The following is a 13,147-nucleotide window of genomic DNA, read 5'->3' as shown; positions in this document are numbered from 1 at the left end:
AGCCGACGGCTCAGCCGTTCTGCTGGAACCACTTCTGGTTGGGGGTCCCGGCGCAGGTCCAGAGCTGGAGCCGGGTGCCGTTGCCGGTGCCCTGGTTCACCGCGTCCACGCACTTGCCGGCCATGATGCTCACCAGGTCGCCGCCCTGGGTGGTGTTGAGGGTCCACACCTGGGCCGGGCCGCCGTTGCAGTTGGCCAGCTGGACCGTGGTGCCGTTGGCCGAGTTGGCGTTGGCGACGTCCATGCACAGGCCCAGCGACTGGATGGTTCCCTGGTAGTTCGGCGCTTGGAAGCCGACGAACTTCCACTGCTGCCAGACGGCGTTGCTGCAGTCCCACAGCTCCAGTGGCTCGCCGTCCTTGCCGCCCTCAGCCACGCCGTTGGTGACCGTGATGCAGCGGTTGGAGCCGCGGCCGATCAGCTCGGGCGCGCCGCCGCCGGCCGCCGCCGTCGTCGGCGGCGCCGGGTTGCCACCGCCGCCACCACTGCTGCCGCCGTTCCCGCCTCCACTCCCACCGCCGTTGCCTCCACCATTGCCGGTCGGGACGACCTGCGCCGGGGTGGTCGGCGCCGGGTTGCCACCGTTCGGCGTGGGCGGCGCGGGCTGCTGCGACTGCGGGGGAGCGATACTCAGGCTGGGCGTGGGCACTTCACTGGAGGAGGCCTGCGCGACCAGCGGCGTGGCCTCGCTGCTGAACGCCGGCGGGTTGGTCATCCAGAGCGCGACGAAGGCGATGATGAGCCCGATGCTGAGGCTGAGGACGGTGAAGAGCCAGCGCGGCAGGAAGCCGCCCTGGACGTAGGTCCCGTCCACGTTCAGCGGGTTGACGCCCGAGCGGCGCACGACCAGCCGGTACGGCCGGTTCTGCTTGTGCCCGATCCAGATGATCTGACGGGGCTTCAGCCTCGCGTTGAGGAAGGCAGCCCGGCCCGGCTCGATCTGGACGTTGGCCGGGACGACCTCGTAGCCGATCTGGTCGCCGTTGTCGTCGCCCGTCACGGAGGCGGTCAGGGTGGTGTTGCCGAGGTTGTCGACGGCCAGCTTGGGCCGTCCCCGGAAGCGCCCCTTGACGGTGTGCGGGACGAGTTCGGCCCGCACCTCCATGAACGGCGTGACTGTGATGTTGCCCTCGGGGACCGTCGTCGCCTCGGGGTGCTCGGTTGGGGTGACCTGCACGGCGTAGGGGTGCGGCCCGGCGGCGGCGTCGGGGGTGCGGGGTGGTGCGACCGTGAGCTCGACCGTCCCCGTGGTGCCCGGGTAGAGCCGGAGGGTGGGTGGTTCGACGGTGATGTAGGGCGCCAAGTCGCCGACGACGGTGAAGCGGTACTCGTCGACGATGTCGCCGGTGTTGCGGATCCGCAGGCGTACGGTGGCGGTGCTACCCGCGTCGACCGTCGTGGACGCGGGCTCCAGGGAAGTCCATAGGCTCACCTTGGGAGCCTACCGAGGCAGTGGGCGCCGGGTCAGCAAGCCCCGGGGCAGGGTTGGCGCCCCAAAGTGCCTGTCGGGCTGCCCCCTTGGCCGCCTGGGCCGGGCTCAGGCGTCCTCGTTCGCCGCCGGGGCCGCCGGTGCCGCGGGGGCGAAGACGCCGTGCGGGTCGGTGATTCCCCCGGCGCCCTGTACGGCCAACAGCTTCAGGGCCTCGGGTTCGGGCAGTCGGACGACGACGGGCGTGGTGAGCGTGAGGTCGCGCACGGCGGTGTGCGCCTGACTGGAGCGGATCCGCGCGGTGTGACGGTGGGCGACGCGGACGGCGATCCGGAACTGCACGTCGAACTGGACCAGCACGGGCGCGTACTTGGGCTTGTGCAGCGGCATCGAGCCGGAGGCGTTCGCGGCCGTGTCCAGGCCTCCGCCTGCGAACGCGGCTGAGCCCGTCACCTCGTTGAGCCGGAACTCGTTGTCGTTCAGCAGCCCCAGGCCCCCGCCCCCACGCACCGCCCGGCGGTGATCCGCGGCCGCCTGGCTGTCGACGGCGGACGGCCGCATCCCGTCCAGGGCGCTCTGGGCGACCGCCTCGAAGGCCATGACCTCCGCCTTCTTGTCTCCCTTGCCCAGGATCTTCCCCTCCCGCAGCCGGGCGTGCAGTGCACAGCTCAGGTCCTGCCCCTCAAGTCCCGGGGCGTGGTTGACCGGCAGGTTGACGCCCGCGTGGGCGAGCAGCGGCAGGGCCGAGATCAGCCACTCGGTGGAGACCGCCTCCCGCTGGACGTAGCCGGCCGCGCTGCCCGCCCTGCCGACACCGAACTGTTCGCTCCCTCCGGCCGCACCGATCGCCTCGCCGATGGCGTCGCGCAGTTGCTCGGCCCCCCGGAACCCGTTGACCTGCGCCTCCAGGGGCAGCCGCGCCCCGGTGGAGCGCCAGGCCGCCAGCTGGCGCTCGTCGCCGCCGCCGGTGTCGCGCCGCAGGGCATGCCCCGGCGCGCCGTGCCGGACGGGCGCCAGCCGGTCGAGGGCCGCCAGGTCGAACTGGAGGATGCGGTGGACCAGCTGACCGGCCAACGGCACGGCGGCCACCCGGCCCGAGGGCGCGTGCAGTTCGAGGGTGGCCTGGATCGGCACCCGCATCCGGACCGAGGGAGCGGACCCCTCGGCGACCGTCTTGACGCCGAGTTGCGCGCGGCCCACGGTGGCTCGCCGGTTTCCGCTGGTCGTGGTGGCTCCCGTGGATCCGGCACCGGCGGCGCTCCTGACGTTGCCGCCGTGCGGTTTGCCGGCGCCCGCGAAGGCGAAGTCCGCACCCCAGGCGGTGCTCCGGTCGGCGGCGTCCGCGTTCTGGGCGACCGCCGAGGTGATGTACTCCATGGTCCGGTTGTCGCCGGCGACGTCGAGGGGGGTGCCCGGTCCGGTGCGCTGGACGCGGAACAGGGCTCGGTACGGGGTGCGGCGGCCGCGGAAGAGCTCGACGGGCACGCCGCCGTCCATGGCGCCGGCGAGCAGGCCCGTCGAGCCGTCCCGGTCCAGTACGCGCAGCAGCCGCTGGATGTTGTCGTTGCCGTCGGAGAGCTGGTGCTGCGGGAAGAGCTCGTCGGCGAGGCCCGGGTCCTGGCGGTGCACCCGCTCGCGCAGCCGCCCCAGTAGCGGGACGAAGTCGGGCAGTTCCTCGATCATGCCGAAGCCCAGTGGTAGCTCCTGGCGCAGCCGGGGGAGCGCGGCGACCGGGTCCACAGCGGGCGTCGCGGCGGCAGGGGCGGCCTCAGCGGCTGCTGCGGCCGCCGGGGCAGGCGGCTCGTACGGGTCGTGCAGGCCGGCAGCCCGCAGCTGCTCCTTGGTGAGCCAGACGGCGGCGGCACCGGGGAGGGTGCGCTCGCCCGCCGCCACCGAGGGGCCGCCGAGGCCGGAGGTGGCCTCGGCGGCCATCAGCACCGACAGGTCGCACTGGACCAGGTAGTGCTCGGTGCCCTTCGCGGTGTGGGCGTTGCGCTCGACCGTGCCGGCCAGGGTGAGGCCGTGGGAGCTGCCGTGGGCCGAGGAGCGCCCGCCGCCCACCGACTCACCCATCCGCCAGCTGGCGCCGTTCTCCATCCCGGTGACGTTGCCCCGGATGCCCCAGGTGACGCCGCCACCCTGCTGACCGGCTACCTGGTGCCCGCCGAGAATCAGGTTCTCCGTACCCGGCCCCTTGGCCTTGTGGACGACCCTCGGTGACGTGAGGGCGAAGCGGGTGCCGACCGCGCCGTTGAGCGCGGCCAGCCGCCGGGGATAGCGCAGGTTCTTCACCACCCAGCTGGAGCTGACGCCCTGCCGTAGGGCGGCGGTGACGGCCTGCGGGCTGAAGCGGTCCTCGATCGCGGAGCGCGGCGCCAGGCCCTCCGCCCCCAGCGCGCGGTCCTCCCGGCCCTGCCGGTTGCGGCCGGCGGCCTCACCGAGCAGTTGGAGGGCCAGCTCCCGGATCTGCTCCCCGCCGCCCAGGGTCTCCACGAAGACCCAGTCCCGGACGGCCCGCCCGCCGCCGGGCCACCCGGCGGCGGACAGCTCGTTGATGCCGGCGACCGGCACGGCACGGTCGCGCCGCGCGAGCCGCAGCCCGGTGCCGAAGTCCAGCTGCCGCTTCTGGTCGGCGTCCAGGGTGAACCCGGTGGGGGTGGTCAGCCGGACGTCCTGGTCGGTCAGGCGCAGCGCCTCGTGGTCGGAGAGCCCTCCGACGGAGGAGGCGATCTGCTCGACCTCGGGCTCGTCGCGGCCCGGGGAGCCGGGGGTGACGGCCCGTCCGGCGGTGCGTTGGCGGTTCGTCATGGTGACGTCCAGTCCGAACGTCAGCCTGGCGGCGAAGGCGCTGGTCTTCTTGTCGCCGTTGTTGAGCGAGTCGGTACGGGTGGTCGGACCGGCCTGGTTGCGCCGGGTGCTCTGCAGCACCCCGTCGCCGGTGACCGAGAAGGAGAGTGCGCCGGGGAGGATGCGGAGCTGGAAGAGCCCGCGCAGCCCGGCCGAGCGGGAGCTGGCCCGGCCGCTCTGGGCGCTGCTGGTGACGCCTGCGCTGCTGCGTACCAGCCAGTTGTCGGTGTCACCCAGGTAGTTGATCCCGGTGAGCGCGCCGACCACGCGGATCTGCACGTCGTGCGAGTGGAGCGCGGTCTTGCGGCGCAGCCGGACCCGGACGCCGCTGGAGAGCAACTGGTCCTTGTTGGCCCGCAGGTTGGTCTCGGAGAGCACGGTCAGCAGCTCCCGGTGGTTGGCCCGCTGTCGCTCGGCCTCCTCGGTGCCGGGCTCCTTCCGCCGCGCCGCCCCGCCCCCGTCGGCCCCGCCCCCGTTCGCCCCGAAGTCCGGCAGGTAGCCGGCCAGTCGGGGGTCGGTGGCGAAGAGCCGTTCCACGCCGGCGAGCAGTGGCCCGGTGTCCAGCTGACTGAGGGCCGTGCTCGATCCCATGGCCCCGAACGGCAGGTGCCGTTCGACCTCCCGCTCGCCGTCCGGGCCCATCTCCCGGGGGCGTTCGAACATCTGCTTGGCCGTCACCCCGGCGGGCAGTGGCAGGCCGAGCGCGGCGGCCTCGTCGGCCCGCAGGCTCAGCAGCACGTCGATGTCGTGCGAGGCGGTGCGGGCCGCGCCGGATCTGCGCTGCGCGGGGCTGAGCGGGCCGGTGCCCTGCACGGTGAGCCGCACCGTCGTGCGGTAGAGCGCCTTCTCGCCCTGCACCTCGGCACCCTGACGGGTGTTCACCGTCTGATCGGTGGAGGTGAGGCGCAGCGACCTGGCATCCACCACGGGCAGCAGTCCGATGCGGGCCCGGGGCCCCGTGCCGAGGGTGCCGGCGCCGAACGCCGGTCCCACGCCCAGGGTGCCGCCGAAGCCGGTACCGGCGGTGCTGGTCGTGCCGTGCTGGGCGACCTGGTGGGTGCGCAGCTGGGTCTTGCCGGAGCTCCAGGCGGGGGCCATGGCGGTGATCTCGCCGCGCATCCGGTAGGAACCCCTGGCCCGGCCGCCCCTGTCGGTCAGGTCCTCGCCGGAGATCCAGCCGCTGAGCAGCCGAGGCAGGTCCTCCAAGACGCTGGTGGCGTGGGTGGCTTCGAGGAGGCGGGCGCGGCCGGGGGCGCCGGGGGCCGTCAGGGAGGGGTGCAGGACGGAGCCGACGGTGTCGAAGAGGCCGCGGCCGCCCGCGTGGGTGGCGCCGGTGTCGGTGACGGCCAGCGGGGCCATGGAGTCGGCGAGCCGCACCCCCCGCGCCGCCGCCGGGTCCACCCGGGTCAGCGCCGTCGGGGCGGCGGTGCCCACCGGGACGAGGTGCTCGAACGGGAGCCGCATGGTCAGTGTGCCGCCGCGCCAGCGGGTCACCGGCGCCGCGCCGGTGACCCCGTCGATGCGCTGGACGCGCAGCTCGTAGCGGATCTGCCGCTGGACCTCCACCGATCCGCCGTCGCTGCGCAGCACCCGGGGTTCGGCCGCGGTCCTGGTGGTGCGGGTCTCCGCGGCGGAGCCGGCGCTGGCGCCGACCGTGAACGCGACACCGGCGTGCAGACCGGGCACCGGCGTGGGTGCTAGCCCCGTGCCCGAGACGGTGCCGCCGTACTGCGAGGTGCCCGCTGTGGTGCTGCTCACCGTGCCCTGCGTGTTGTGCTGGGCGTCCATCTTGGTCTTGTCGCCGGCGGCCACCGCTCCGGTCTTCGGGGAGCCCAGGGGCGGGAAGAGCGGGCGCCGATCGGCCGGGGCGCGGGAGATCCGCAAGGTGACGTCGAACCGGCCCCTGCCGCCCTTGACGGTGAAGGTGCGTCCGCGACCGTAGAAGGTCTCCGGACGCCCGGCGAGGTCCCCGGTGATCGCGGCGATGTCTTCGCTGCCACCGACCAGTTCGCGCATCTGGTCGCCCAGGCCCTGGTGCCCCGCCAGCGCGTAGGCGGTGGAGAGCCCCGCCGCCTGAAGGTTGAGCAGGTACGGGGGCAGGGTCAGCGCGGGCGCGGCGGCGTCCTGCGTCGCCGGAGCCGGGACGGCCGGAGCCGGGACGGCGTCCTGCGGAGCCGGAGCCGGAGCCGGAGCCGCGGCGGCGGCCCCGCGGCCCAGGCGGACGCGGGCCGCGGCCGCGTTGCCGGCTAACTGCTGAAGTTCCAGCATCGCCCGCTGTTCGCCCGTCGGCTCGGCGGTGGGCCGCAGAGCGCGGGCGGGGCGCTGCAGGGCGGCGTCGTCCGTCCGGCCGCTCGACCGGCCGCCCGCTGCGGTCTCCTGCCCCGGCGTACGCATCATGTGGGCACCTCTGCCATGAGTCGGTCTGCCATGAGCCGGCCTGAGGGGCTCACCCGCCGGACGGCGTCGTCGGATCGCCGGGAGCGTAACCAAACGACCCGGCGCGGAAACCGGCATATCGGGCGTGCGCCAACATGGCATGCGCCGATAACCTCTGCGCCACCGGCCCGCAGTCCGGGAGTCGCCGCAGCCGCCGACCGCTGCCGGGAGCTGCCCGTTGATGCATCGACCAGGGCATCAGCGGTGCCCTGGGGCAGGCCCCTGGAGGCGTTTCCGGAACGCCCACCAGCAAGGAGAGTTGGCGTAGTCCTGTCTTGTACTGCGAGGAGCGCTCAGCATGCCGTCGTACCTGTCGCCAGGCGTCTACGTGGAGGAGGTCGCCAGCGGCTCGCGCCCCATCGAGGGAGTGGGCACGTCGGTGGCCGCGTTCGTCGGTCTTGCGCCGAACGGCCCTGTCAACGAGCCGACGTTGGTGACCAACTGGTCGCAGTACGTCGCTTCCTTCGGTGAGTTCACCGACGGCTACTACCTGGCACACGCGGTCTACGGGTTCTTCAACAACGGCGGCAGCGCCGCCTACGTGGTGCGCGTCGGTGGCGTGGCCGGCGGCGTCTCGGGTGCGGCTGCCGCTGCCCCGGCCGCCCTCGCCGGTGGCACCGCCCGCGCCGCACTGCTGCCCGGTGAGGCCAAGGAGCTCGGCACCTTCAAGGTCTCCGCCATCGCCGCCGGCCAGGGCGGCCTCACGGTCGAGGTCGCCGACGCCGAGGGCGACGGTCCTGCCGATCGCTTCCGCCTGGTGGTCAAGGACGGCGAGAAGTCCGTCGAGACCTTCGACGTGTCGGCGAAGAAGGGTGGCCGCAACTACGTCGTCACCCAGGTCAAGGAACGCTCCAAGCTGATCTCCGTGGCGGAGGCCGCCCCTGCCGGGCAGCTGGCCCGTCCGGAGAACCAGACCGTCGCGCTGCCCGCGCCGTCCGCCGCCCCGGCGTCGGTTCCGGTCCCGGTGGACGAGGGCGAGCAGGTCGGCGTCCGCGAGTACGTGGGCGACTCGGCCGACCGCACCGGCTTCGGCGGCCTGGAGGCCGTGGACGAGATCTCCATGGTCTCCGTCCCCGACCTGATGGCCGCCTACCAGCGCGGCGCGATCGACCTGGAGTCCGTCAAGGCCGTCCAGCTCGCGCTGATCGCGCACTGCGAGCTGATGGGCGACCGGCTGGCGATCATCGACCCGCCGCCCGGCCTGAACGCGCGTCAGATCCTGGTCTGGCGCCAGGAGACGGCCGGCTACGACTCCAAGTACGCCGCCCTGTACTACCCCTGGGTCAAGGTCTTCGACCCGGCCAGCGCGCAGACCCGGATGATCCCGCCGAGCGGTCACGTGGCCGGCATCTGGGCCCGCAACGACGCCGAGCGCGGCGTCCACAAGGCCCCCGCCAACGAGGTCGTGCGCGGCGCGGTGGACCTGGAGATGCAGATCACCCGCGGCGAGCAGGACCTGCTCAACCCGCACGGCATCAACTGCATCCGGGCCTTCCCCGGCCGTGGCATCCGCATCTGGGGTGCGCGCACCCTCTCCTCGGACCCGGCGTGGCGCTACCTGAACGTCCGCCGGTACTTCAACTACCTTGAGGAGTCCATCCTCACCGGTACCCAGTGGGTGGTCTTCGAGCCGAACGACCAGGCCCTGTGGGCCCGGATCCGGCGCAACATCTCCGCCTTCCTGGTCACCGAGTGGCGCAGCGGCGCCCTGTTCGGCGCCACGCCGGACGACGCCTACTACGTCAAGTGCGACGCGGAGACCAACCCGGCGGAGTCCGTGGACCTCGGCCGGGTCATCTGCGAGATCGGCGTCTCCCCGGTGAAGCCGGCCGAGTTCGTGATCTTCCGGCTGGCGCAGTTCTCCAGCGGTGCAGGTGAGTTGGAGGAGTAGCCTCCTCTCCCCTTTCGCGAGCCACGACCAGTTCGAGCAGAAGTAAGGAACACCAGGCATGAGCCTTCAGCCCGGCGATTCGCTCACATCGCACAACTTCGGCCTCCAGATCGACGGCGTCATGGTCGAGTACCTGCAGGAGGTCAACGGCCTGGACATGAACCAGGACGTCATCGAGTTCCAGCAGGTCTCGGCCAACGGCCAGCCCGTCACCAAGAAGCTGCCCGGCATCAAGCGCGCGGGCGAGGCGACGGTCGTGCGCGGCATGACCCAGTCCACGGCCTTCAACGACTGGATCAACGCCTCCGTCCGCGGCGACATGGGCTCTGCCCGCAAGAACGCCAGCATCATCGTCATGGACTACATGAACAACCCGGTGAAGCGCTACCACCTGCGCAACGCCTGGTGCAGCAAGGTGTCGGCGAGCACGGTCAAGGCCGGCGAGGCGTCCGCGCTGACCGAGACCGTCACCATCACCTACGAAGAAATGATCATGGAGTAATGCGCCGCAGCTCCGCCACCAGGTCCGGCGGCCCTGCCGTCGCCGGACCCGATGCCGCCGAGTCCGCCGGTTCCGCTTTCGCGGTGCCGGCGGCCCCGGCCGCCGAACCCGCGCCCGTGCGGCGGCAGTTGCGCACGGAGTTCACCTTCGAGCTGCCGCGTGGCTACGTGGACGAGCAGGGCAACGTCCACCGCGAGGGCGTGATGCGCCTGGCGACCGCCAGGGACGAGCTCATCCCGCTGCGCGACGTGCGGGTCCAGGACAACCCCGCGTACCTGTCCGTCGTGCTGCTCGCCCGGGTGATCACCCGGCTGGGCACCGTCGCGCACATCCACGACGGCGTGGTGGAGAACATGTTCGCCTCCGACCTCGCCTTCCTCCAGGACTTCTACCGCCAGATCAACGCGGAGGGCCACACCCGGGCCGGGGTGACCTGCCCGCACTGCGAGCAGCCCTTCGAGGTGGAGCTCGGCGGGAGCCGCCTGGGGGAATCGTGACGTACGCGACCGAACGCATTGACGAAGAGATCGCGTACATCGCCTACCACTTCCATTGGAGCCTGGAGGACATCCTGGACCTCGAACACCGCGACCGTCGCCGGTACGCCGAGCAGATCGCCTCGCTCGTCACCCGCGCCGCGGCGGAACGGTAACGGGGGCGGAGCTCAGCCATGGGATTCCTAGACCGATTCCGGGGCGCGGCGCCGACTGCGGGTGCGGAGCCTGCGGGTACGGAGCCGACTGCGGTTCCGGCCCAGTCGACGCCCGCGTCCGCGCCGGAGGCTGCTGCCGCGCCGCGTGGGTGGGCGGCGCTGCCGCCGATCCAGCGCGCCAGCGCCGGGCCGTCGCAGCCGGCGGTGGCCGCGTCCGACTTCTCGCGGTCGCTGGCCACCTGGCAGAACCCCACCTTCATGGGGACGCTCTCGCACGCCGTCCTCGACGGTGCACCTACCGGCGTGGTCCGGGATGTGCTGACGCCGGTCGGGACCGGCTCGGGGGGCGGGCGTGAGTCGTTGGGCGCGCCCGCACTCGAACTGCCGGTGGCCTCGGCCGATCCGGTCGATCCCGTTGGCGGGTCGGTGGGTGAGGCAGGGGGCGGTGCTGCTCTGGGCCTCACCGTCCAGCGCGTCGTCTCCGCCGCTCGCCCGACCGGCCCGCGCGTCGCCCCGGCACGCCCGAGTCCGGCGCCTGCCACTCGTGCGGTTCCGCTGACCCGCGCCACCCCGCCCGTTCAGCGGCGGGTGCTTCCGGCGACGGCTCCTGCGCCCAGGCCCGTACCGGCTGCGGTGCTGGCCCGTGCTGCTGCTCGGACTTCCGCTCCGGCGGCTGCGCCTGTCCCGGTTGCGCCCTCGGAGCCGCCTGCCGCCGACTCGGACCCGGTACCGCTCCAGTCGACGCGGCCGACCTCGACGCACTCGGTGCCGGAGCGGCCAGTTTCGGAGCGGCCGGTGTCGGTTCGGCCCGAGTCGTCGCAGCTGCCGACGGCGACGGCCGCTCCGATCCAGCGGGTCACGCGCCCGGCTGCTGATGTCCGGGCGTCGACTTCGCCATCGCCGTCATCTCCCTTGCCGTCCGCTGCGGCCCCTGTCGCTGCTCCTCTCACGGCTCCCGTCCAGCGTGCGACGGCGCGGCCGACGAGCGAGACGCCCGGCGGTGCGGCGGTCCCAACTCCTCCTGCGGCGTCGTCCGATGCGCCTGCGCGCTCAGCGGCGCCAACCGCGCCTGGCACTCCGAGCCGGCGTGCGACGGCCCCAGGATCGGACCGTCCTACGATGGCGTCCTCCCCGGCTGCTTCCGCTGCGCCGGTTCAGCGTTCGGCGGCTGCTTCCTCGCCGCGTCCCGCGTCGCCCGGCGCGCCGCCGCGCACCGGCGCGACCGACGCGACGACGACCGCGCCTGTTGCTCCGATCCAGCGCGCGACGACGCCGAGTGCTGACGCAGCGTCAGCTTCGGTGTCGATCTCCGATGCTGTGCTTCCGGTCGCATCGAAGAAGCAGGCCCCGACGCCGGAGCCAGCTCCGACCCCGGTTCAGCGGGCCATGGAGCGTTCGGCGTCCTCGCCTGCGACTGCCGCGCCCGCCGCGCCCGCCGCGCCTGTGCAGCGGAGCGTCGGCGAGGCGCTGCGTCCCGATCCGAAGAGTGACGTTCCGGCCCCGCCGATGCGGCAAGAGGCGGGGAAGTCCGCGCCCGCGCCCTCGGCGTCGAATGCCGCCTCGCAGCCCGCCGGCGCGCCCGGTCCTGCCCCCGTACAGCGCTCAACGGCCGGGCCCTCGCGGCCGGTTGGTGGGGCGGCCAGGCCTTCGGCTCCTCTCGGTGCCACGCCTGTGCCCACGCAGGATCTGCCGGTCCAGCGACGCGTCAGTGGTCCCGCGGAGGTGCCTACTCCGCCGACCCCGGCTTCGAGCCTGGCTCCGGCTTCGACACCGACTTCGACTTTGGCTTCTGGCCCAGCCTCCGTGCAGCGCCGGGAAGCGGGGCTGGGGGAGCCCAGCCGACGTGAGGTTCAGGCGTCCGAAGGCCGTGCGACGTCCGCGTCTGACGCCACATCAGCGTCCGTGCAGCGGCGGCGTTCACTGCTCGGCGCGCCGATGACCGCGCCGCCCACGAGTACGACCCCCCTGACCGGCGGGCCGGTGCAACGGTCGACGGCGGTGAAGCCGACGAGCGGGGCGGGAGCTCCGGTTCCGGCCGCGCCGAGCAGGGCCGCGGCTGTTGCCCCGGCGTCGTCCCCGGTCGCGGCTGCCGGGCGGGCGGCATCGCAGACGTCTCCGGTGCAGCGGTCGATAGCTGATGCTCCATCAACGCTTTCGACTCCGATCACCACCGCGACCCCGACCGCGACGACCCCAACCCCGACCCTGCCGTCGGCGGATGCCACCCCGCGGGCCGTGGCCGTGCAGCGGTTGAGCGAAGGCAACGCCGTGGGCGGTCCTGCCTCTGCGCCCACTGGCCCGTTGGCGACCCCCTCCGGGGTGGCCACGGCCGACGCGTCGCCTGCGGTGACTCCCGACGTCCCGCGCGTGGCGCCCGTCCAGCGGTTGGCACAGGCGGTGGCGAGGGCTTCGGATGGCGGAGCGCTGCCGGTGCAGCGGCTGGCGATGGGCGGGCGAGCAGGCGCCGCCGCTCAACTGCCGATGCCCGCCAATGAGTCGACGGCAGAGGCTGTCGCCCCGGCTGCCACGCCATCTGCCGTCCGGCCGTTGACCCCGGCGCGTGCCGTAGAGCGGAGGTCGGACGTGCCCGGATCCGTCGCCGTGCAGCGGCTGAACGCGTCGAAGGCAGTGCCGCTGCGCAGCGAGCCGGAGCCGGAGTCGACGTCGAGGACAACGCCGGTGACGTCGGCGCGGAGTACGGAAGCCATCGCCGCACAACCTGCCGCTGTCCGCCGCCCCACCGCTCCGCAGCGACTGCACAGCGCGGCAGCCCCTGCGTCGAACGTGGTTCAGCGCGCAGCAGCAGCCCCCGCACCCGCGGTCCACACCCCGGCAGCCCACGTCGCGTCGCCCGCGCTGTCCAGGCCCGCGCCCGTCCGCCCGGTGTCGCTCGCGTCGCCCGTCACCGCTCCGCCGGTGCCGCAGTCCGTGTCGCGTGCACCGCAGTCCGCGCCGTCCGGACCGCCCGCACCGCCCGCACCGCTGCCCGTGCAGCGGACGCCGCAGGGGCCTCCGGCCCGGTCAGCGAACAACGCGCTGCTCTCGCTGATCTCCCCGCCCCGGACCGCCGCGCCGCGGGTCTCTCCCGTCACGGCCAAGGCCGACACGGCGTCCGGTTCCCGCACCAAGCGCGATCCGGCCCTGCCGCAGTCGTACACCGCGCCGCCCACCGTCGACCTCCCGCCCCCGTACACCTCGATCGATCCCCAGCAGATCACCGAGGCGTTCGATCCCCGTATGCTCAAGGAGAGCCAGGTGGACGAGTTGACGCACCGTCTGATCGGCCCGCTGACACGGCTGTTGCGCATGGAGTTGAGGTTCGACCGGGAGCGCTCCGGCCGACTCCGCGACAACCGCCGCTAGCCACAGAGCTCCCAGAGTCGCTGACAG

Annotated in this window: 11 protein-coding genes; 5 read left to right on the top strand and 6 right to left on the bottom strand. The window is 73.3% G+C overall.

Annotated elements, in window-relative coordinates; translation table 11 throughout:
- Positions 1 to 10: 10 nt before the first annotated feature.
- Complete coding sequence (locus tag ABH940_RS08105) at positions 11 to 1,432, bottom strand: ricin-type beta-trefoil lectin domain protein (RefSeq protein ID WP_370104932.1); 1,422 nt, start codon at positions 1,430 to 1,432, stop codon at positions 11 to 13.
- Between the two features lie 105 nt (positions 1,433 to 1,537).
- Complete coding sequence (locus tag ABH940_RS08100; protein ID WP_370104931.1) at positions 1,538 to 6,673, bottom strand: hypothetical protein; 5,136 nt, start codon at positions 6,671 to 6,673, stop codon at positions 1,538 to 1,540.
- 337 nt (positions 6,674 to 7,010) lie between these two features.
- On the opposite strand from ABH940_RS08100, the gene ABH940_RS08095 reads away from it, so the two are divergent.
- The 4 genes from ABH940_RS08095 to ABH940_RS08080 are packed head-to-tail and all read left to right on the top strand — an operon-like array spanning position 7,011 to position 9,757.
- Positions 7,011 to 8,603: a phage tail sheath family protein gene (locus ABH940_RS08095; RefSeq protein WP_370104930.1), complete on the top strand. Its 1,593-nt coding sequence runs from the start codon at positions 7,011 to 7,013 to the stop codon at positions 8,601 to 8,603.
- A gap of 58 nt (positions 8,604 to 8,661) precedes the next feature.
- Positions 8,662 to 9,105, top strand: a complete 444-nt coding sequence (locus tag ABH940_RS08090; protein ID WP_370064058.1) for a phage tail protein — start codon at positions 8,662 to 8,664, stop codon at positions 9,103 to 9,105.
- Positions 9,105 to 9,602: a hypothetical protein gene (locus ABH940_RS08085; RefSeq protein ID WP_370064056.1), complete on the top strand. Its 498-nt coding sequence runs from the start codon at positions 9,105 to 9,107 to the stop codon at positions 9,600 to 9,602. The genes ABH940_RS08090 and ABH940_RS08085 overlap by 1 nt, the downstream gene beginning before the upstream one ends.
- Positions 9,599 to 9,757 (top strand): DUF6760 family protein, encoded by a 159-nt coding sequence (locus ABH940_RS08080; RefSeq protein WP_196194982.1) that lies wholly within the window; start codon positions 9,599 to 9,601, stop codon positions 9,755 to 9,757. The genes ABH940_RS08085 and ABH940_RS08080 overlap by 4 nt, the downstream gene beginning before the upstream one ends.
- Positions 9,758 to 10,335: 578 nt before the next feature.
- Here the strand turns inward: ABH940_RS08080 and ABH940_RS08075 are convergent.
- The 4 genes from ABH940_RS08075 to ABH940_RS08060 all read right to left on the bottom strand — a co-directional run bounded on the left by ABH940_RS08075 (position 10,336) and on the right by ABH940_RS08060 (position 12,465).
- Complete coding sequence (locus tag ABH940_RS08075) at positions 10,336 to 10,617, bottom strand: hypothetical protein (protein WP_370104929.1); 282 nt, start codon at positions 10,615 to 10,617, stop codon at positions 10,336 to 10,338.
- Between the two features lie 516 nt (positions 10,618 to 11,133).
- On the bottom strand, positions 11,134 to 11,424 hold the full coding sequence (locus tag ABH940_RS08070; protein ID WP_370064051.1) for a hypothetical protein: 291 nt from the start codon (positions 11,422 to 11,424) through the stop codon (positions 11,134 to 11,136).
- Positions 11,425 to 11,607: 183 nt separating this feature from the next.
- Positions 11,608 to 11,982, bottom strand: coding sequence for a hypothetical protein (locus tag ABH940_RS08065; RefSeq protein ID WP_370104928.1), 375 nt, complete (start codon positions 11,980 to 11,982; stop codon positions 11,608 to 11,610).
- Positions 11,983 to 12,228: 246 nt separating this feature from the next.
- Positions 12,229 to 12,465, bottom strand: coding sequence for a hypothetical protein (locus ABH940_RS08060; RefSeq protein ID WP_370064047.1), 237 nt, complete (start codon positions 12,463 to 12,465; stop codon positions 12,229 to 12,231).
- Between the two features lie 76 nt (positions 12,466 to 12,541).
- Here ABH940_RS08060 and ABH940_RS08055 point away from each other — a divergent pair, with 76 nt between their 5' ends.
- A complete protein-coding gene (locus ABH940_RS08055) occupies positions 12,542 to 13,120 on the top strand; it encodes a hypothetical protein (RefSeq protein ID WP_370104927.1) in 579 nt (192 codons plus the stop codon).
- The last annotated feature ends 27 nt before the right edge of the window (positions 13,121 to 13,147 follow it).

Origin of the sequence: Streptacidiphilus sp. BW17 (assembly GCF_041262485.1) — a bacterium.
Lineage (GTDB): Bacteria > Actinomycetota > Actinomycetes > Streptomycetales > Streptomycetaceae > Streptacidiphilus.
This window is presented reverse-complemented; position numbering and strand designations above follow the sequence as displayed.